We start from the raw sequence: 274 nt of genomic DNA on the forward strand, positions 1-274 counted from the left end.
CCGGAGGACTACAAGAATGGTTTGTTGGTGTTGGGAGGTGATGGTCGATACTTTAATCAGGAAGCTGCACAGATAATAATCAAAATTGCTGCTGGAAATGGTGTTGGAAAAATTCTGGTTGGAAAGGAAGGTATTTTGTCAACACCAGCCGTTTCTGCTGTTATAAGAAAGAGAAAGGCAAATGGTGGATTTATTATGAGTGCAAGCCATAATCCTGGCGGACCTGAATATGATTGGGGTATTAAGTTTAATTACAGCAGTGGACAACCTGCAC

The 274-nt window shown here is 41.6% G+C and carries 1 pseudogene; it reads left to right on the forward strand.

The features are described from left to right. A pseudogene (locus tag L9G74_RS24125) lies at nt 1-274 on the forward strand (hypothetical protein); the annotation flags it as partial.

It is taken from the genome of Shewanella electrica, from assembly GCF_022321485.1.
GTDB lineage: Bacteria > Pseudomonadota > Gammaproteobacteria > Enterobacterales > Shewanellaceae > Shewanella > Shewanella electrica.